Source organism: Kitasatospora sp. NPDC058184 (genome assembly GCF_042883725.1).
GTDB lineage: Bacteria > Actinomycetota > Actinomycetes > Streptomycetales > Streptomycetaceae > Kitasatospora.
Map to the genome: position 1 here is coordinate 132,040 of NZ_JBHVVE010000002.1, position 19,036 is coordinate 151,075.

16 protein-coding genes are annotated in these 19,036 nt (G+C 76.1%); 5 read left to right on the top strand and 11 right to left on the bottom strand.

What is annotated here, in order from left to right:
• Window positions 1-71 precede the first annotated feature (71 nt).
• The 3 genes from ACFVXH_RS03815 to ACFVXH_RS03825 all read left to right on the top strand — a co-directional run bounded on the left by ACFVXH_RS03815 (window position 72) and on the right by ACFVXH_RS03825 (window position 3,771).
• Window positions 72-1,271 carry a thiolase family protein gene (locus ACFVXH_RS03815; RefSeq protein WP_387820002.1) on the top strand — a complete coding sequence of 400 codons (1,200 nt, stop codon included), beginning with the start codon at window positions 72-74 and terminating at the stop codon, window positions 1,269-1,271.
• A 161-nt stretch (window positions 1,272-1,432) separates the two neighbouring features.
• A complete protein-coding gene (gene fabG / locus ACFVXH_RS03820) occupies window positions 1,433-2,191 on the top strand; it encodes a 3-oxoacyl-ACP reductase FabG (protein ID WP_049655523.1) in 759 nt (252 codons plus the stop codon).
• Between the two features lie 209 nt (window positions 2,192-2,400).
• Window positions 2,401-3,771 (top strand): S8 family serine peptidase, encoded by a 1,371-nt coding sequence (locus ACFVXH_RS03825; protein ID WP_049655521.1) that lies wholly within the window; start codon window positions 2,401-2,403, stop codon window positions 3,769-3,771.
• 127 nt (window positions 3,772-3,898) lie between these two features.
• On the opposite strand, the gene ACFVXH_RS03830 is transcribed toward ACFVXH_RS03825, so the two are convergent.
• Window positions 3,899-6,190, bottom strand: a complete 2,292-nt coding sequence (locus tag ACFVXH_RS03830; protein WP_387820005.1) for a hypothetical protein — start codon at window positions 6,188-6,190, stop codon at window positions 3,899-3,901.
• A 172-nt stretch (window positions 6,191-6,362) separates the two neighbouring features.
• Here ACFVXH_RS03830 and ACFVXH_RS03835 point away from each other — a divergent pair, with 172 nt between their 5' ends.
• Window positions 6,363-6,911, top strand: a complete 549-nt coding sequence (locus ACFVXH_RS03835; RefSeq protein ID WP_387820007.1) for an HAD domain-containing protein — start codon at window positions 6,363-6,365, stop codon at window positions 6,909-6,911.
• A 15-nt stretch (window positions 6,912-6,926) separates the two neighbouring features.
• A complete protein-coding gene (locus ACFVXH_RS03840; protein WP_063780422.1) occupies window positions 6,927-7,229 on the top strand; it encodes a hypothetical protein in 303 nt (100 codons plus the stop codon).
• 63 nt (window positions 7,230-7,292) lie between these two features.
• On the opposite strand, the gene ACFVXH_RS03845 is transcribed toward ACFVXH_RS03840, so the two are convergent.
• The 10 genes from ACFVXH_RS03845 to ACFVXH_RS03890 all read right to left on the bottom strand — a co-directional run bounded on the left by ACFVXH_RS03845 (window position 7,293) and on the right by ACFVXH_RS03890 (window position 18,957).
• Window positions 7,293-11,348, bottom strand: a complete 4,056-nt coding sequence (locus ACFVXH_RS03845) for a LysM peptidoglycan-binding domain-containing protein (protein ID WP_387820009.1) — start codon at window positions 11,346-11,348, stop codon at window positions 7,293-7,295.
• Window positions 11,348-11,797, bottom strand: a complete 450-nt coding sequence (locus tag ACFVXH_RS03850; RefSeq protein WP_049658128.1) for a hypothetical protein — start codon at window positions 11,795-11,797, stop codon at window positions 11,348-11,350. The genes ACFVXH_RS03845 and ACFVXH_RS03850 overlap by 1 nt, the downstream gene beginning before the upstream one ends.
• A gap of 160 nt (window positions 11,798-11,957) precedes the next feature.
• The gene (locus ACFVXH_RS03855) at window positions 11,958-12,335 is read right to left on the bottom strand and encodes a pilus assembly protein (protein ID WP_143204636.1); all 378 of its coding nucleotides are present in this window, start codon (window positions 12,333-12,335) and stop codon (window positions 11,958-11,960) included.
• A gap of 104 nt (window positions 12,336-12,439) precedes the next feature.
• On the bottom strand, window positions 12,440-12,814 hold the full coding sequence (locus ACFVXH_RS03860) for a TadE/TadG family type IV pilus assembly protein (RefSeq protein ID WP_234348625.1): 375 nt from the start codon (window positions 12,812-12,814) through the stop codon (window positions 12,440-12,442).
• 38 nt (window positions 12,815-12,852) lie between these two features.
• Complete coding sequence (locus ACFVXH_RS03865; RefSeq protein WP_049658132.1) at window positions 12,853-13,152, bottom strand: hypothetical protein; 300 nt, start codon at window positions 13,150-13,152, stop codon at window positions 12,853-12,855.
• Between the two features lie 59 nt (window positions 13,153-13,211).
• Window positions 13,212-14,090 carry a type II secretion system F family protein gene (locus ACFVXH_RS03870; protein ID WP_049658133.1) on the bottom strand — a complete coding sequence of 293 codons (879 nt, stop codon included), beginning with the start codon at window positions 14,088-14,090 and terminating at the stop codon, window positions 13,212-13,214.
• Complete coding sequence (locus ACFVXH_RS03875) at window positions 14,087-15,052, bottom strand: type II secretion system F family protein (RefSeq protein WP_387820569.1); 966 nt, start codon at window positions 15,050-15,052, stop codon at window positions 14,087-14,089. Before ACFVXH_RS03875 ends, ACFVXH_RS03870 begins: the two co-directional genes overlap by 4 nt.
• Window positions 15,052-16,692 (bottom strand): ATPase, T2SS/T4P/T4SS family, encoded by a 1,641-nt coding sequence (locus tag ACFVXH_RS03880; protein ID WP_387820013.1) that lies wholly within the window; start codon window positions 16,690-16,692, stop codon window positions 15,052-15,054. The genes ACFVXH_RS03875 and ACFVXH_RS03880 overlap by 1 nt, the downstream gene beginning before the upstream one ends.
• Complete coding sequence (locus ACFVXH_RS03885; protein ID WP_387820015.1) at window positions 16,682-18,106, bottom strand: hypothetical protein; 1,425 nt, start codon at window positions 18,104-18,106, stop codon at window positions 16,682-16,684. Before ACFVXH_RS03885 ends, ACFVXH_RS03880 begins: the two co-directional genes overlap by 11 nt.
• On the bottom strand, window positions 18,106-18,957 hold the full coding sequence (locus tag ACFVXH_RS03890) for an SAF domain-containing protein (protein ID WP_117492594.1): 852 nt from the start codon (window positions 18,955-18,957) through the stop codon (window positions 18,106-18,108). The genes ACFVXH_RS03885 and ACFVXH_RS03890 overlap by 1 nt, the downstream gene beginning before the upstream one ends.
• Window positions 18,958-19,036: the final 79 nt, after the last annotated feature.

Sequence of the window (19,036 nt, forward strand, 5' to 3'; positions counted from 1 at the left end):
CGCCGGCCCGCCGCCTGCCCCGCTCCCGTCCCGACCCCTGCCACCCGTTTCCCGACAAGGAGCCCGACGACGTGCGTCCCGTCTACTTCGCCGCCGCCCGCCGCACACCCATCGGCCGACTGCGCGGCGCGCTCGCCACGGTCCGCCCGGACGACCTCTCGGCCACCGTGCTGCGCGCCCTGCTCGCCGACGTCCCCGCGCTCGACCCGGCCCGGATCGACGACGTCTACTGGGGCGCCGCCAACCAGGCCGGCGAGGACAACCGCAACGCCGCCCGGATGGCCGTGCTGCTGGCCGGCCTGCCGGAGACCGTCCCCGGAGCCACCGTCAACCGGCTCTGCGCCTCCGGCCTGGAGGCCGTCACCCTCGCCGCCCGGGCCATCGGCTCCGGCGAGGCGGACGTGGTGCTGGCCGGCGGCTGCGAGTCGATGACCCGCGCCCCCTTCGTCCTCCCCCGCCCCGACGAGGCGCTGCCGCACCGGATGGAGACCTTCGACACCCGGCTCGGCTGGCGGCTCACCAACCCGCGGATGGCCGAACTGCACGGCGTGCTCAGCATGGGCGAGACCGCCGAGGAGGTGGCCGCCCGGTACGGCATCGGCCGGGAGCGCCAGGACGCCTTCGCGCTGCGCAGCCACCAGCGGGCCGGCGCCGCCCGCGAGGACGGGCACTTCGACGCGGAACTCGTCCCGGTCGAGCGGCCGGACGGGGTGACGGTGGGCCGCGACGAGGGCATCCGCGAGGACACCAGCCTGGCGAAGCTCGCCGGCCTCAAGCCGGTGTTCCGACCCGGGGGCACGGTCACCGCCGGGAACGCCTCGCCGATGAACGACGGCGCGGCCGGGCTGCTCCTGGTCGGCGAGGAGGCGCTGCACGACCTCGGGCTGCGGCCGCTCGGCCGGTACGTGGCCGGCGCCTCGGCCGGGGTGCACCCGGACGTCATGGGCATCGGCCCGGTCCCGGCCACGGCGAAGGTGCTCGCGCGGGCCGGCTGGTCGCTCGCCGACCTGGACACCGCCGAGCTGAACGAGGCCTTCGCGGCCCAGGCGCTCGCCTCCGCCGACGGCATCGGGTTCAGCCCGGAGCGGGCCGAGGAGGTGGTCAACCCCAGCGGCGGCGCGATCGCGCTCGGCCACCCCCTGGGCGGCTCCGGCGCCCGCATCCTCACCACCCTGCTGCACCGGATGCGCCGTACCGGTGCCCGGCGCGGTCTGGCCACCATGTGCGTGGGCGTGGGGCAGGGTACGGCCGTGCTCGTCGAGAACGTCTGACGACCGGCGCTCCCCGTCCGTCGATCCACACCTCTGTTGGTCCACAGCTCTGTTGGTCCACAACTCTGTCGATCCACACCTCTGTTGGTCCACACCTCCGTCGGTCCGAGCCTCCAGGGCCCGGATCAACCTTCAAACCTCCAGACTTCCGAGGAGTTCACATGACGCGGTTCGCGGGGAAGGTCGCCGTGGTGACCGGCGCGGCCCAGGGCATCGGGGCGGCCACCGCCCGTCTGCTGGCGGAGGAGGGCGCGGCGGTCGCCGTGGTCGACCTCACCGCCGAGCGGGCGGCCGGGACGGTCGCCGAGATCACCGCCAAGGGCGGCACCGCCCGGGCGTACGGCTGCGACGTGGCCGACTACGACGCCGTGGAGGCGGTGTTCGCGCAGGTCGCGGCGGACCTCGGCGGGGTGCACATCCTGGTCAACAACGCCGGGATCACCCGGGACAACCTGTTCTTCAAGATGCCGAAGGCCGACTGGGACGCGGTGCTGACGGTCAACCTGACCAGCGCGTACAACTGCAGCCACGTCGCGCAGAAGTACATGGTGGCGCAGAAGTACGGGAAGATCGTCTCGCTCAGCTCGCGCTCCGCCCTCGGCAACCGGGGCCAGGCCAACTACGCGGCCGCCAAGGCCGGCATCCAGGGCCTCACCGCGACCCTGGCGATCGAGCTCGGGCCGTTCAACGTCAACGTCAACGCCGTCGCGCCCGGGTACATCGCCACCGCGATGACCGCGGCCACCGCCGAGCGGGTCGGCAGCAGCGCCGAGGAGCACCAGACCGAGGTCGCCGCCCGGACGCCGCTGCGCCGGGTCGGGCAGCCGGAGGAGGTCGCCTCGGTCGTCGCCTTCCTGGCCAGCGAGGAGGCCTCCTACGTCAGCGGGCAGACGCTGTACGTCAACGGCGGAGCACGCTAGGCGGTCGCCTGACGTGTCGTCATATCGCCGTCCCGGCTGGGAGGTTACTTTCCCCTGGGACGGCCTTTACCTTTTCGCGTGGCCGAGTATGACCATGTCCTTGATCACATGGCCCCACCAAATGACTATGGCATGATCATGCAGCTCTCGATGGGATGGCCGCACCGACCCGACCGAACCAGGTCGGGCCCTGCGCCCCAAGGAGTCCCATGGGCAGCCCCGCCACCCTCCGCCGCGCCCTGGCCCTGCTCGCCGTGGGGGCCACCGCCCTCACGGCCGGTACCGTCGCCGTACCGGCCGCCGGCACCGCGATCGCCGCCCCCGCGCACGATCTCACGGGCGTCCACGTCCGCCCCGCCTCCTTCGGGCACCACAACGCCCAGGGCCGCCCCGCCCCGCTGAGCACCACCCAGTGCGTCAGCCAGGTCGGTATCCACTGCTACTCGCCGCTGCAGTACCGGACCGCCTACAACCTGGACCCGCTGTACCAGGAGGGCATCACCGGCAAGGGCCGCACCATCGTCATCGTCGACTCCTTCGGCTCGCCGACCATCCAGCACGACCTGGAGGTCTTCGACAAGCAGTGGGGCATCCCGGACACCAACGTCGAGGTGGTCAAGTGGGGCAACGTCCCCACCTGGGACCCGAAGAACCCCGACCACACCGGCTGGGCCGGCGAGACCACCCTGGACGTCGAGTACGCCCACGCGATCGCCCCCGACGCGCACATCATCCTGGTCGAGACCGGCGTCGCCGAGACCGAAGGCACCACCGGCCTGCCCGAGATGATGGACGCCGAGAAGGCCCTCATCAAGGCCGGCCGCGCCGACGTCATCTCGCAGAGCTTCGGCGCCACCGAGAACACCTTCCCGGGGTACGACAAGGGCGACTTCAAGTCGCTCACCGACCTGCGCTACGCCTTCCAGGCCGCGGCCGACCACAACGTGACGGTGCTCGCCGCCTCCGGCGACAACGGCGCCACCGACGCCCAGGAGAACGGCACCGACCTGTACCCGTACAAGGTCAACTCCTGGCCGTCCTCGGACCCGCTGGTCACCTCCATCGGCGGCACCCAGCTCACCCTGGACGACAAGGGCAACCGCACCGCGCCCGACAAGGTGTGGCACGACAAGTCCGGCGCCGGCGGCGGTGGCGTCTCGGGCATCTTCGAGCGTCCGTGGTACCAGGCCGGCGTCGCCAACGTCACCGGCAACCACCGCGGCACCCCGGACATCAGCATGAGCGCGGCCGTGGACGGCGCCGCCTGGACCTACGAGTCCTACGACCCGACCTCGGTCGGCTGGCACCTCACCGGCGGCACCAGCGAGGCCACCCCGCTGTTCTCGGGCGTCGTCGCGCTCGCCGACCAGCTCGCCGGCCACCGCCTCGGCCAGCTCAACTGGCGCCTGTACGGCATGAACCTGCTGCCGAGCAAGTGGAGCGGCATCGTGGACGTGAAGCAGGGCGACAACGGCTGGAACGGCGTCACCGGCTACAACGCGACCGAGGGCTACGACCTCGCCAGCGGCCTGGGCACCATCGACGGCGCGAAGTTCGTGCACGCGGTCGCCGGTCGGTGAACCGGCGGGTCACCGGGTGACGGGTGACAGGTAACAGACGACAGCGGACAGATTTTGAAATCTGTCCGCTGTTCGCTGTTTTCCGTCTGCTGTTATCCGTCAGCGGTTCTCCGCCGACCGCCGGTTGTCAGCCGGTCGCGGCCAACTGGGCGAGGTAGCGCTCGGCGGCGCGGAGCTTGCGGCCGTCGGGGCCCGGGAGGTAGGCGCGCAGCTCGATGATCTCCGGGGCGATCCGGATGGCCTCCGCACGGTCGGCGATCGCGCGCCAGCAGGCCTCGGCGTTGGTGGCCGCCCGCTGGGTCTCCACATGGTCCGGGCCCTGCGAACGGAGCAGGGTCAGCGCCACCTCGCGGTAGATGTCCGCGGCCTCGGCCGACCGGCCCGCGAGCCGGCAGACGTGCGCCCGGACCTGCCGGACCTGCAGCACCGGCTCGGAGACGGCACCGTGCTCGGCGATCGCCTCCAGTTCGAGGGCGAAGGCCAGGTCGGTGGCGGCGGCGTGGTCCCCGGCCTCGGCGCTACGGACGATCCGCCCGATAACCTCGCGGTAGTCCGCGCGGGGCGTAGCGGCCGCAGCGGCCGCAGCGGCCTCAGCGGCTTCGTCGGCCGGTGCGTCGGCAGGGACGTCACTCGGGGCGGGCGGCGCGTCGGCGGGAGCGTCCTCGGCCGGCGCTTCGCCCTGCGGCACGGCGTCGGCCGGCACCTCGTCAGAAGGTGTCCCGTCCACCGGAACGACGTCGGCGGGAGCCTGCTCGGCGGACTCCTGCTCGGCGGGCGCCTCGTCCGTCGGCACGGACTCCACCGGGACGGCCTCCCTGGGCTCCTCCGCGGCCTCGGGTGCCTCCTCGACGACCTCCCCGGCAGCGCCCTCGGCTGCCTCCTCGCTCGTCTCCTCCGCCGTCTCCTCCGCTGCCTCCTCGGCCACCGGCTCGACCACGGTCCCGACCGCCTCCGCCGCGGCTTCGGCGGCCACCGCGGCTTCCTCCTGCGGGAGTTCGGGCTCGGCGACGGCACCGTCCACCGGCTCCGGCCGGGACTTGAGGAGCGTGACGCCCGCCGGGGACGCGCCGTCCTCGGGCACGGTGTCGGCCGGGGCGGGCTTGCGCAGGGTCACGCCCGGTGCCTCGACGCTCCCGCCCGCCTTCTGCAGGCTGACCGGGCGGGCCGGCCGTGGCGGGGTGGGCGGTACGCCCGGCTTGACCAGGCTGACCGGACCGCCCGCGGCCACCGGAGACCCGGCGAACGCAGCGGACCCGACCGCCCCCGCCGACCCCGCCGACGACGCGGGCGCCCCGGCCGGGGCCGCTACCGGCCACTCGGGAGCGGCGTCCCGGGGCTCCGCCGGACGCGGCAGCGGCGCCACCGGGGGCGGCGGCGCGTCGGAGGGCGCCGTACCGGCGGTCGGCAGCGGCGCCACCTCGGCCGGCAGGCCCTCGCCGCGACGGGCGGTGTTGCGGAAGAACGGCCGGTCCGGGGCGTGCGTGGCCAGGATGACCACGTCCGGCCGCAGCACCGAGTACACCTGCTGACGCAGCTGCTCCGGCGCGAGCACCTCGCCCGCACCGGGCCGCCCGCCGTGCAGCGCCTCGATCAGGGCGCGGGTGAAGGTGCCGATCTGTTCCGGGTCCGGGCTGACCACCGCCCAGAGCGGGATCCCCTCGCTGAGCGGCGAGACGGTGCCCTGGAGGTACGGCCAGGCGTTCTGGTCGGCACTCAGGTCGGCGATGACGAGGGTCTGCCACTCGGCCGGACGGTGGCTCAGCTCGGCGGCGACGGCCTGCCAGGGGAGGCCGTCCTGCTTGGCATCGCGCAGGGTCAGCTGGAGCTGCCCGCCGCGCTTGTCGGCGACGACGTGGCCGCCCAGGTGGATCAGCAGCGGTCCGGGGTGCCGGGAGGCCGCGCGCAGGTGGGCGAGGACGGTGTGCGGGTCCCCGGCGCCGGGGAGGTGGACGGCGTCCACCGCGTCCGCGGCGAGCAGCACCTGCGGCGAGACGGCGGCGAGCATCGCCGAGAGTACGGGTGCCTGGGTCGGTCCGCCGCGGCCCCAGGTGCGGCGGCCGGACGTTCCGTACCCGCCCTCGATGACCAGGATCCGTCCGCGCGGCGCGGCTCCGAGCCCGCCCGCGCCGACGGCGGCGCTCGGCGCCGCGCTCTGGACCGGGAACGGCGGCGGGGTCGCCGTGGACGCGGCCCCGGCGGCGGGCAGCCCGGTGAGGGTCCATCCGGTGGGCGGGACGGGCGGTGCGGGCGGCGGCGCGACCGGTGGTGCGGCCGGGGGCGCCGGCGGCGGCTCGTACAGCGCGGCGGGGCCGGGCGGGTGCTCCTCGGCCGGGAGGCGCGGGGGCGGCGGTACGGCGTCCCAGGGACCCGAGCCCCCGGCCGGGTCGGGACCTCCGGAAACCGCTGTCGTCTCCGCCATCTCCTGGTCACCGCCCCGCCCCGCCGCTCCCGCGGCGTCTGATGCCCTCGACTGTGTGGTGCCTGCCACCACACTCCGTGCGCGCCACCCTACGAGATCCCGGCTCGCCCGTTCCAGGCCGGGTGGCCGATCGGCGCGCCACACCGCCCGCGCCGCCCGCTAAGGTGCCGTCATGATCGATACCGATCGCCCGTTGCTCTTCCTCGACGTGGACGGTCCGCTGATCCCCTTCGGGGGCCCGCCGCCGGGCGGCTACCCCGTCCACCGCAGCCCGCACGTCCCGGCCGGTACGACGCCGGGCGGGAACCCGCTGATCTCCCGCGTGGACCCGGAGTTGGGCCCTCGGCTGCTCCGCCTGCCGGCCGAGCCGGTGTGGGCCACCACCTGGCTGGAGGACGCCAACGAGTGCCTCGCACCCTGGCTCGGCCTGCCCCGACTGCCCGTCGTGGACTGGCCGGTGGACGACTCCGACGATGCGGAGGGCGCGGACACCGCGGACGCCACGTACCCGCCGGAGGGCCTGCACTGGAAGACCCGCACGCTGGTCGCCTGGGCGGGCGGGCGGCCGTTCGCCTGGGTGGACGACGAGATCACCGGGGCCGACCGCCGCTGGGTCGCCGCCCACTCCCCCGCCCGCGCCCTGCTCCACCGGGTCGATCCCCGACGCGGGCTCACCGAGGCGGACTTCGCCGCGCTGGACGCCTGGCTGCGGACGGCCTGACTACACTGCCCCGCCATGGAACCCGTCGCCGGAACACCGTCCCGCTGGCATCTGGCCCTGCACGGCGGGGCGTTGGTCGAGCTGTGGGCGGACGGGTACGGCGTCGAGGGCGGGACGTACGTGTTCAGCTCGCTCGTCCGGGCGACGGCGGAGGAGCAGGAGCAGGTCGAGGTGGTCGCGCGGACCCCGGCGGACGACCGGCGGGTGCTGGTGGCCGTGGCACGGGTTCCGGAGGCCGTCGTCCAGGACGTCCACTCGGCCGCCGAACCGGCGCGCGACGGCACCTGTGCCTGCCGGCCCTTCTCCTGGGAGGAGTGACCGCTCCCGGAAACCCGTCCGGCCACCCCTGGAACAGGAGTGGCCGGACGGGCGGTCGCGGCGTCAGGAGCCCGCGAGCAGGTCCCGCAGCAGGGCGACGGTGTCGGCGTCCAGGTCCCGGCCGGTCCGGCGGCTGAGGGCGTCCAACCGGTTGACGGCGCGCAGGAGTTGGTCCCGGGCGCCGGCCGAGGCGTAGGCGTAGAAGAGGTCCCGGTGCAGCAGTTCGACGTCCGGGGCGACGGCGAGGCCGCGGAAGACGGCGGCCTCGGCGCTGCGGTGGTCGCCGTACTGCAGGCGGCGGGCGGCCAGTTCGTGGGCCGTGTCGACGATCGCCGCGATCATGTCCTGCCGCTCGGCCTCGGCCCAGCCGTACGAGGCCGGCGGGGCCTCGGCGAACGGCGCGCCGCGGACCAGGGCCAGGGCGTGGGCGAGGGCCGCGTCGGCGGTGGCGCTGGTGCTGCGCATGCCGCGCCGGTAGAGGCCGCGGAACTCGTCCCAGTCGCAGGTGACCGCCGGGGCGAAGGAGTAGCCCTCGGTGCCCTCGGTGGGCAGGAAGACGCGGCCCTCCGGCGAGGTGCCGAACCAGGCCGCCAGGTCGGCGAGTTTGGCCGGCAGCGGGCTCTCGGAGCCGGCCGCGGTGGGGTGCGGGTCGAGGTGCGCCGCGCCGGGGTGCAGGTCGTGGTCGAGCGCGTGGCGGTCGGACCCGGGGCGCAGCGCCAGGTAGACGGCCAGTTCGGTGAGCCGGGGCAGCGCGCCGGGTGCGGCGGCGCCGAGGACTCCCGCGACGTCCACCGGGCCGAGCAGCCGGATCCGGGGGGCGTTGCGGGGGGCGTGCGCCTCCGGGGAGCGGAGGATGGCGAGCAGGTCGTCGCTGTCGCTGCGGCCGGGCATCGTCCGGGCGACCGGGGCGACGGCGGCGGGGCCGGGCTGCTCCGCACCGACGGCCTCGGCGGCTTCGACGGCCTCCGCGGTCTCCGCCGTCCCGGCCGGTCCGGTCCCGAGGGCGACGGCGGCCTCGGGAGCGGCAGCGGCAGCGGGAACGGGCTCGGTCGACGGCACAAGGCCCTCGGCCGTCTTCGACGCGGTCGGCTCCGCCACGACGGGCTGCGGCACGACCGGCTGGACGGCGAGCACGACCGTCGCCGTGGACTCCGAACCGGTGTCCCCCGGCCCGGCCGTCCCCTCGTCCTCCGCCAGGCCCGGCCGCCGCAGGTCGCGGGTGGTCTCGTCGGTCGCCGCCTGCCGTCCCTGCCCGTTGACGGCGAACCGCGCCGGGCCGGCCGGAGCCGGGGCAGGCGCCGGAGCCGGAGCCGGACTCGACGCCGCGGGCGGCAGCGCGGCAGGGGTCGGAGCGGGCGCCACCGGATCGGTGCCCGCGAACGGGCTGGCGCCGGTGCCGATGACCCGGGCGAGCAGCCGGGGACCGGCGGCCGCGCCCTCCTCCGCTCCGCCGGCCGAAGCCCCGCCGACGGAAGTCCTGCCGGCGGAAGCCCCACCGACGGAGGCCCCGCCGGTCGAAGCCCCACCGACCGGAGCCGCGGCAGCCGGACCTCCGCCGGTCGAAGCCCCGATGGCCGGGACCGCCACGGCGGCCGAGGCCCCGACGGCGGCCAGCACCGGTACGGCGGCGGGCAGTTCGGTGGTGTCGGTGTCGTCCTCCGGCCCGTCCAGCGTCCAGGCCGGGGCCGGGTGCTGGGTGGTGTCGTCGGCGACCCGGAGCAGCTCGGCGACCTGGTCGTACTGCCGGTCGCTGAGCCGCTGCAGCTCGACCGTGAGGTGCAGGCCCGGGATCGCGGCCTGGCCGGAGGCCGGCAGGGTCCAGCGGGCGACCGGGCCGGTGCCGCGTTCGGGGGCGCGGGTGATGACGGCGACGCAGGTGCGCGGACGGGCGTCGAGCAGGCGTCCGAGCTCGGCCGGGACGTCCCCGCCGGGCTGGTGGGCGCAGAGCACGATCTCGGGCGTCCAGGACTCGTCGGCCTGGCCCCGGCTGCGGGCCTCGCGCGGGCTGGTGGCCTCGGCGGCGACGAGGGTGGCGCGGGCCTTGGCGGTGCGCGGGCCGAGGGCGGCGAGCGCGGCCTCCAGGGTGGGGTGACGGTGCACGCGTTCGGCGGCCGGGCCGCTGATCGGCACCTCCTCGGCGAGGTCCACCAGGTGCAGGTGGAGCCGGTCGGCGAGCGGGCTGTGGGCCAGTTCGACGGCGAGGGTGCGCAGCACGTCGCGGGCGTCGTCCGGGTGGCCGGACAGGTGGAGCAGCCGGACGGCCTCCAGGTCGGCGAGGACCACCGAGCCGTCCGGCGAGGTGCCGAGGGTGACCAGCGCGGGGTAGGGTGCGGCGGTCTTCCGGGCCTGGCCGGGGCTGAGCAGGTCGCCCGAGTCGGCGCTGCACCACCACACGTTGGCGGCGTGCGCGGCGCGGAACGGCGCGATCGGGGTGGCCGGTCCGGACAGGTGCAGTTCGATGGTCCGGCCCGGGGTGATCCGGGCGGCGACGATGGCGGGCAGCCGCTTGCCGCCGCGCACGGTGTTGCGGGCCAGGGTGCGCAGGGAGCGGTCCAGCAGGTCCAGTCCGGCCTGGTCCTGCCGGGCCATCAGCTCGTTCTCGAAGGCGGCGGCCTCGGCCTCGGGCATCGCGATGCGGTGCCGGGGGCGGCGGGCGCGCTGCTGGGTGCCGCGCTTGTGGGCGACGGCGCCGACCATGACGGCCGCGAGCAGGACGCCGACGGTGGAGGCCGAGAGGGCGACGGTGTAGTCGTCGCTGGGGGCCGGGTCGGCGTGCGCGGCGGGGGCGGGCGCGTGGGCGGGCGCGTGCGTGGGCGCGGGCGCCGGGGCCGACTGCGGCGCGCCCGGCGCGGGAGCACCCGGCGCCGGAGCCTGGTCGGCGGGGGCCGGCGCGGGGGCCGGGGCCTGGTCGGCCGGGGCCTGATCAGCTGGAGCCGGTGCGGGCGCCGGGGCGGCACCCCCCGCCCCCGGAACGGTGAGCACCATCCCCGGCACCACCACGTCCGGGTCGGTCAGCTGCGTCCCGTCCGGGGCCTGCGCCCCCTTGTTCGCCTCGAACAGCTTCGGCCACTGCTCCCCGTCCCCCAGCTCCCGCTGGGCGATGGCCGACAGGCTCTCCCCGGTCTGGACGGTGACGGTCCGCTGGCCGCCGGAGCCGGCCGCACCGCCCGCGCCACCGGGCCCGCCGGCCTCCGTCCCGGACTGCGGAGCGCTCTGCGGCGTCTCCTGTGGCGCGCCCTGCGCCGGGTCGCCCGAGGGGGCCGGGGCGGGCGGCGCCGGTGTCCTCGCCTCGTCCGGCTTGGCGTCCGCCGGCATCAGCAGCTCCCAGCCGGGCTGGATCGGCCGGTCGGCGTCGAAGCGGATGCCCGAATCGCCCATCATCCGGCCGTCGTTGAGCTTGGCGATCTCCACCCAGCGTTCCCCCGAGCCCAGTTGGCGCTCGGCGATGGACCACAGGCTGTCGGCCGGCCGGGCGTCCCGGACGGTGTACGTGCTCTGCTGCTCGGCGGCCGGGGTCAGGGCCGGCGCGGCCTGCGCGGCGGGCAGTGCGGCGCGCTGCACGCCCGGCGTCAACTGCGCCTGGACGACCGGGCTGTGGTTCGGCTCGGGGACGGCCGCGAAGGCCGAGCCGGCCACCGGGAGCAGGGCGAGCACCGAGCCGACCAGCCCGGCGGCGAGCCGCTGGCTCCAGCCGAAGGCCGGGATGCGGCGGGCGATCCGGCCGCGCAGCTGGGCCGGGATCTCCAGTAGGACGGAGAGCGCGAAGCAGGCCCAGGCGATCCAGCCGACCACCACCAGCGCCCAGAGGAACAGGCTTCCGTCGTCCGGACTGGTGAGCGCCTCGCCCACCCCGCCCGAGGCGACCTCGCCCATCCCGGCGACCGCGTCGGTGCCGTACAGCAGCAGCGCGGGGACGCCGAACAGCAGCGCGAGCAGGGCGACCAGCGCGCCGAGCGCGGTGATCACGGCACGGCCGCGGCCGCGGGGTGGTCGGGGCGCCGGGGCGGCGGGCCTTCGGGCACCGCCGGCCCGATGGGACGTCCCGGCCCGGCCGTTGGGGGCCTGGCCGTTTCGGGCCTGGGCGGTACGGGCCTGGTCCTTGGCACGTGGCGCGGCCATCAGTCGGTCTCCGCTTTCTCTACTCCGTGGACGAGGGTCGCACTGCCCTTGCCCGTAACCTTCCGCTCCCCGAGGGCGCCCAGCAGGACCGGGCGGTAGTCGGCCTGCACGGTGACGGTGACGACCCTGCCGTCACCGGAGAACTCGATGCCGCCCGCCCGCAGGCCGTACAGGCCCAGGTAGGCGTCGGCGGCGTCCCGCACGTACTTCTCCTGGACCTTGAAGCCCTTGCCCTGGAGGACGGCCGCCCGGTCGAGCTGCTGGCCGCCGACCCGCGCGGCCTCCAGGGCGTAGGCGTCGGTCCGCTCGGCGACCCGCAGCCGGCCGCCGGCGTCGATCACCAGGGCGATGACGAGCACGACGTAGGCCGCGCAGATCGCCACGAAGAGGGCCACCGCGCCCCGGTCGGACCGGCGCGCCGACAGCCGTCGCCGCAGACGGCTCACCACTTCCGTCCCCTCCCCCCACTTCGCACGACGCTCTCCCCACCGGCCCCCACCGGGCGCCGCTCGGTACCGTTCCGCCATCCCCCGAGCGCTCTCCGCTTGCGTCTCCCCCGCACGGGCCGTCTCCAATCCCCTGTCTTCCCGGTGACGGCGCCGCGCGCTGTCATGTGCCCCGGTAACGGTCCACCACCGAGGTGAACTCACCGACGAGGTGCTTCGTCACGGGTATCCCGGACGGTCCGCCGAGCAGGTCGGCCAGCTCCACGTCGCAGACCACCGTGACGGTGACGGTCGTGACCGGTCCGCCGGGCAGGTTCAGCTCCCCCTTGCCGACCCGCACGTCCCCGTCGCGGCACCACACGCCCTGCTGGCGCAGCGTCGCGAGGGCGGAGTCCCTGGCCGGCTGGTCCATCCCGTCCACGCTGCGCTGCAGGGAGGCGGTCCGGGCCCCGGCCCGGGCGGCGGCCTCCACGGTGCCGGCCGTGGTCTGCACCCGTCCGGCGGCGACGGCCAGCAGGACCAGCCCGACCACCCCCGGCACGACGATCGCCGCCTCGATCGCGATCCCGCCCCGGTCCGGCCTGCGCGGTCGCGACCGGAGCCCCGACCACCGCCGCCGTGGGCCCGGTGTCCGCAGCGCGTCCGTCACGGTGTCACCGCCGGCGGTACGAAGCGCTCGCGGGGCGCCTCGGCGAACTGGGTGATGTCGGGCGCCTTGAGCCCGGGTATCAGCAGCGGCGGGGTCAGCCGCACGGTGACCCGGATGGTCTGCGCCGTGCTGCCGTCGGTCCGCACCGTGTACCCGTGCACGCCCTGCCGGTCGAGGAAGTCGCGGGCCTGCCGCTGGGCCGCCTCGTTCTTCTCGCCGTCCGTCGCGCTGCCCTGCACCCGTCCGGCGTCCACGCCCTCGCGGGCGGCCGTGAGCGCGACCTGCCGGTCGTACCACCACAGCGCGGCCTGGACGACGAGCAGGACGAGCAGCAGGACGACCGGGAAGACGATGGCGAGGCTCACGCTCATCGACCCCCGGTCGCCCCTGCGGCGGAGAGCGGCACGCATCACGGGGTGGCGCCGCCCGCGCCGCCCGCGCCGCCCGCTCCCGGCATGTTCGGGTCCTGCTCGACCTTCTTGACGACCTTGTCCTTCAGCAGGTAGAGCGCGGTCGCCACGGCACCCGCGACGAAGACCAACGCGATGATGGCGAGGGCGAGTTCGATGCTGATCGCACCGCGGTCGCCGCGCGCGCGGGCGGCCCGCAGCCGGCCGAGCCGCAGGGTGAACAGCAGGAGTGCGAACTGGACCGGTAGCAGGACGGGGCGCAGTACCCGGTCTGCCAGTTGGACGAGTCGTACGGTCATCGGGTCTCTCCGGAGGGACGTGGCGGTGTGGTGTGGTGTCGGCTGCTCTGGGACGGCTGTCAGTTGAGCATCTGGTGCAGCGCGGGGAAGACGATCAGGACGGTCATCAGCAGGGTCAGGGCGGCCCCGGGCGCGACCATCCGCTCGCTGTCGGCGTTCGCGCGGGCGAGGTCCTCGGCGAGCAGTTCCCCGCGCAGGCCCTTGGCCCGGGCCCGCAGGGTGTCGTACACGGCGGCGCCGTCGTTGCCGGACAGCCGCATGATGTCGGCCACGTCCTGGAGCGGGCTGAGCCCCAACTCCTCGGCCAGCGCGTCGAGTCCGGCCCACGGCGGGAGCCGGTCGGTGGCCGCGCGCTCCAGCGCGTCGCGGATCCGCCGGAACACCGCGCCCCGCCCGACCGCGGCGGCCCGGCGCAGCGCCTCGGCGGGGCCGCAGTCGGCGGCCCGCTCCATCGCGACGAGCTCCAGGTAGGCGGCGATGCCGTGCAGGTACTCGGTGCGCGCCTCCTTGGCCTCGCCGCGCACGACGGCGTCCGGGACGAACCAGAGCAGTCCGGCCAGCAGCGGCCCGGCGACCAGCGGCAGGGCGAACGGCAGGCCGACGCCCATCAGCACGGCCATCGCGCCCAGGTAGGCGGGCAGCAGCAGGCCGAGCGCGGAGAACAGCAGCTTGTGCACCATGAACCGGGCCGGGGTGCGGCCGATCAGGGCGAGCTCGCGGCGCGGGACGGAGACCCCGCGCAGGTGGACGGACCGCTCACCGATCCGGTCGTACCAGCGGGGCCGCTCGTCCGGGTCCTGCTCGCGGTCGGCGGGGGTGGCGTGCAGCCGGTCCAGCGCCTGGCGCAGGTCCGGTGGCGCCGGCCGCAGTTCGGCGACCAGCAGGGCGAGGCCGCCGGCCGCGGCGGCGCCGGCCAGCACGGACCAGGGGGAGATCATCGGACCTCCCCGAGCTGCTCGGCCGGCTCCGGCCCGGTCGGCGCGGCGGTGGTCCGCCGTCCGCTCCTGCTGCGCCGGTCGGGCGTCAGCAGCCGGGGCACCGGCGGGTGGGAGGCCAGCGCCCGCATCCAGGCGATGATCGCCACGAACAGGGCGGCGACCACGGCGAGCACCACCTGGCCGAGGAAGGTCCCGTACGGCCGGGTGTACTCGGTGTTGAAGGAGCCGACGGTGACGACCAGCACGATGATGCCGACCAGCCAGCGGATGGTGGTCCGGTGCTTGGCCCGGTCGGCCTCGATGGCGCGGCGCTGGCGGACCTCCTCGCGCACCGAGTCGGCCATGTCGGAGAGCGTGCGGGCCAGGCCGGGGCCGCTGTCCCCGGCCCGCAGCACGAGCGCGGCGAGCACCTTGTCGGCGGTGGCGTCGGCGAGGCTGTCGGCGAAGGCGCGCAGCGCCTCCTCGGGCCGCCAGCGGGCCTGCAGCCGGGCGGCCAGCTCGCCGATCTCGTCCTCCAGGGCGGCCGGGGCGGTGCGCCGGCTGGTGACGATGGCCTGGTTGAGGCCGACCCCGAGCAGCAGCACGTCGGCGATCCGCTGGGTCCACTCGGAGAGCGCCTCCAGCCGCTCGATCCGGTGGGTGTCCGGGCGGGTGGTGTCGAACAGCCAGGGCAGGCCGAAGACGGCCAGCGGCACCAGCAGCGCGGTCAGCGGGATGCCGGTGAACAGCCAGGCCAGCGGCGCGCCGGCGAGCGCCAGCGGCAGTTGGACGCGGCGCAGCCGCACCATCCGGTGCCCGGCCGTCCCGGGCGCGCCGTACCAGAACACGTGGAGCCGGCCGGCCAGCGGGTTGACCGCCCGCTCGGCCTCGTCCTCCTCGACGGGCTCGCTGCCGCGGGCCCAGAGCGCCAGGGCGACCATGCCGCCCGCGACCGCCAGCCCGCACAGGGCGAAGAGCAGCATCACCGGGTGCCACCGCCGATCCGCAGCTGCAGCGGGGTGGCCCAACTCCCGTACCGGGAGCCGAGCAGCGAGGCGTCGAAGCCGGCCCGGCGCAGGTCGTCCAGGCACTGCGGCGGGGTGTGCGGGACGGCCCGCGGCTCGCCGAGGTCCGGCCGGGGGCCGAAGACGGTGTTCAGCGCGGGCCGGCCGCTCTCCCCGAGGCCGGTGACCTCCAGGACGTGGGAGACGAAGCGGTGCCGGCGGCCGCCGACGGCGGTCTCGTCGACCATGGTGACGTGCACGATGAGGTCCAGGGCGTTGGCGGTGAGCCGGTAGGCGAGTGAGTCGGTCATGTGCGAGCCGTACTCCAGGCAGAGTTCGGCGATGCGGTCGACGACCATGTGCGGGCCGCGGGCGTGCAGGGTGCACATCGAGCCGCCCTCGCCGTTGGTCATCACCCGCAGCATCGGGACGACCTCGCCGGAGCGGACCTCCCCGACGATGATCCGCGAGAGCGTCATCCGCAGCGCGGCCGGGATGAGGTCGCCGAGGGTCAACTCCCCGGCCAGGCGCCCCTCGACGCGCTCGCCGTTGCCCTCGCGGGCCTCCATCGGGACGACCTGGCGCAGGTGGCCGAGGGTGTGCAGCCAGAGTTCGAACTCCGACTCCAGGGTGCCGATCCGCTCGTCCGGCGGGATCTCGGCGGCCATCGCGCGCAGCAGGCTGGTCTTGCCGACGCCCTGGGTGCCGGTGATCATCACGTTCTTCCGGGCCCGGATCGCGGCGGCCAGGAAGGCGGCCAAGGTGGCGTCCAGAGTGCCGAGTTCGACCATCTCGGGGAGCGTCGCGGAGGCCACCCGGTGGCGCCGGATCGCCACGTACGGGCGGGGCGTCACCTCGGTGAGCGCCTGGAGGCGCATGCCGCCCTCCAGCCGCAGCGCGAGGGTCGGGCTGGCGGTGGACAGGCTGCGCTCGCCGCCGCCGTGCTGGCGGGCCAGGTCCTGGAGCAGTTCGACGAGTTCGGCGTCGCTGTCGGCCACCGGCGGTACCTGGCGCAGGGGTTGGTGCACCTTGGAGACCCAGACGTCGTCACAGCCGTTGATCAGGATGTTCTCGATCTCCGGGTCGTCCAGGTAGGGCTGGAGCCGGCCGGCCCGGAACAGCAGGTCGAAGACGGCCTCGGCGAGGGCGCGGTCCTGATCCCGGGTGGGCGGGATGCCGTGGGTCTGGGCGTACGCGTCGGACCACCGGGCGACGGCCTCCTCGATCAGCGCCCGGCCGCGCTGGCGGCGGGTGGCGCGGTCCGGCTCGGAGCCGGAGGAAAGCGTCAACCGGGTGATCTGCTGGTGCAGTTCGGCCGCGACCTGGCGCTTGAGCTCGCGGGCGACCTGCGGGTCCACGACGGGCCGGGTGGCGGAGCCGCGCAGGTCCAGCGAGGGCAGCTGGGAGGGCACGGCGGTGGGCCCGGCGGCCGCACCCGGCGGGACGGGCTGCGGCGCGACGGGCTGCGCCGGGCCGGGCTGGGGCGCGACCGGGCCGGGCTGGTACCCGTGCGCCGGGGCGACCGGACCGGTCACCGGCGCGGGCCCGGGCACCGGCCCCGCCCAGGGCAGCGCGGCCGGATCGGCGGTGGGACGCTGGTGCAGGGGGCTACCGCGCACGGAGCACCTCCCCGGGGTCGTGCGGGTACGGCCCGTTCACGTTGTCCTGACTGTCTGTCACAAATGGCTGCTGGAGCGGGTACTGGTCGTCCTGATCGCCGTACGGGGCGGACTGGACGTGCGCCGGGAACGGCGCCGGTGCGGCCGGCTGCGGCGCCAGGCCGGCCAGCGGCGCCACCGGTCCGGTGGTGATCACCGGCGGGACGGGCTGCGGCGGGGCGTACGAGGGCTGCTCGCCCTCGGCCGTCCCGTAGCCGGAGCGGCCGGGCCCGGAGCGGCCGTGGGCCGCCGCACCGTACGGGCCCGGCGGGTACGGTCCCTGCCCATGCGGGGTCTGCGGGTACGGGCCCTGCGCCTGCGGGCCCGGCGCGTACGGGGTCTGGCCGTGACCGCCCTGCCCGTACCCCGGCCGGCCGCCCGGACCGTACGCCGACTGCCCGTACGGGCCCGGCGCGGGCGCGGGCATCGACGGCTGCGGCGCCATCGGCACGGGCGGGGCCGGTATCGGCGGGGCCGGGGCCTGGGCCGCCGGCATCGGAGCGGCCGGGACCGGCGGCGTCGGCACCGCCGCCGCGACCGGGCCCGCCACCGGGCCGCCCGCCGTCAGCTGGGCGGGCGCCGCGCCCGGCGCGAGCCGCTGGCGCCGGCGGCGGACCAGCAGCTGCACCTCGTCCGCCGCCGAGCGCGCCGTGCGCATCAGCTCCGAGCGGATGAACCGCCGGTCGGTGGTGTCCCCGCCGTCGGAGAGCACCTTCGCCGTCCGGGGGGCGTGCGGCAGCACCCCGAGCACCGGCAGCCCGAGCTCCCGGGTCACCTCCGCCCGGGCGTACGGCCCCTCGGCGACCAGCAGCAGCCCGAGCGCGTCCGCGCCGGTGCCGGCGGCGGCCAGGTCCTCAGTCAGGGCGGCGAGCCGGGGCCGGACCGCACTCAGCCCGCGCAGCGTGGTGCGCACGGTCGCCACCACCGCGTCGGCGCGGCGGGCCAGCACCGCGCTGTGGCCGGTGGCGCCGGAGCGGCCGAGGTCCACGATGACGTCGTAGCCCTGCTGTTCCACGCCGTGCAGCAGTTCGGCGAGCGGCTCCCAGGTGTAGGCGAGGCCGGGCGCCTGGGTGGGGTCGGTCAGCCCGGGCAGCAGCAGCCGTTCGGCGTTGCCCTCGGGCGAGAGGTCGATCAGCTGCTCCCAGATGGTCTGCGCGAGCAGCCCGCGCCGGTCGGCGACGGCCAGGTTGCGCAGCCCGTACACCGCCTCGACCCGGCCCTCCAGGGCGCCGGCGAGCACCGCGCCGCCGTCCGGGTCGGCCTCGACCAGCAGGATCCGCCGACCGGGCGGCAGCGGCCAGGACAGCAGCAGTGCCAGGGCCGTGGTGGTGGCTCCCGGTGCGCCCGGGCCACCGACCACCGCGATCACGGCCATCAGGCGCCGCCCGTCGCGGCCGGTCCCCCGGACGTGGCGGCACCCGGCGTGGTCGCCCCGGGGGTAGGAGCGGCGGGGGCGGGGGCAGCCGAGGGCGCACCGCTCGGCGCCGGGTTCGGCGCGGCGCCGCCCGCCGCCCCGCCGCGCGGCGCGAGCAGCACCTGGATCCGCCCGCTCGCCACCCACTGCGCCAGCCGGGGCCCGTCGGCGGTGCCGACCGCCACGTCGATCACCTGGCTGCCGTCGGTGTCCACCCGGCCGACGGTGATCACCGTGGCGGGCAGCGAGTCGGCCCGGCCGTTGTCGGGGGTGAAGACGACGACCAGCTGCACGCCGGGCTGGAGCCGGCTGGCGGGCAGCTGGCTGCGCTTGGCCGACACCCCGACCACGATCTGCCCGGGCTGCACCGACAGCCCCTGCGCGAGGTCGGCCCCGGTGAGCATCGCGCCACGCTTGAGGTCGGTGGCGGCCCGCATGCCGACGGCCTTCGTCCGGTCCTGGGCCGCCAGCGGGTGCAGCGCCGGGTCCCCCGCGATCCGGGCGACCACCAGGTCGTCCTCGGTGATCACCTGCCCCCACGGCACGTCCCGGGCCAGCGCCAGCACCGCGACCCGCTGGCCGGTGCTGTTGTAGAGGACGGCCCCGCCCAACCCGCCGGCCGCGATCAGCGCGACCGCCATCGCCAGCACCGCCGGGCGCCGCCGCCGCGCCCGCATGGTCCGCCCGGGCGCGTGCGGCAGCCCCCGGCCCTTGCCCGGGCCGCCCTGCTCCGGCTGCTCCGGGAGCGCCACGGACGCCGCCGCGCCCGCGGAGGTGCCGGATCCCGGCGTCGCGAACGTACGGTTCTCCACCGGGTTCCGCCCTTCCCTCGTTCGTCTCTGGCTCGTCCGGCTCGTCCGGCCGGTCTGGCTCTTCTGGCTGGTCAGTGCG